Origin of the sequence: Cohnella baijiui (assembly GCF_020731285.1) — a bacterium.
GTDB lineage: Bacteria > Bacillota > Bacilli > Paenibacillales > Paenibacillaceae > Cohnella.
On record NZ_JAJFOW010000235.1, the window covers coordinates 1 to 283 of the forward strand.

Annotated in this window: 1 protein-coding gene; it reads left to right on the plus strand. The window is 48.1% G+C overall.

The genetic code is table 11. The features are described from left to right. The coding region (locus LKX83_RS32450; protein WP_227887397.1) for a PucR family transcriptional regulator ligand-binding domain-containing protein at positions 1-283 on the plus strand (283 nt) is incomplete at both ends.

The following is a 283-nucleotide window of genomic DNA, read 5'->3' on the forward strand; positions in this document are numbered from 1 at the left end:
GAAGATATTTCTCGGCTGCAGGAGGGTGAGTTCCTCATTACGACTGGCTATGGGCTTGATACAGAAGCTAATCGGCGCTTCTTCATCGAAAAGCTCGCCAAGCAAGGCTTATCAGCCGTAGCCATTCATACGGGCTTCTATATGGAGACGATTCCACCTGAGTTCATCGCGGCTGCTGACGCTCACCATCTGCCACTCATTGAAATTCCGCGCCATATGAATTTCTCTGAAGTAACCAAAGCTTTATTAGGTCCTATCGTAAATCGTCAGTTGCAGTTGATGC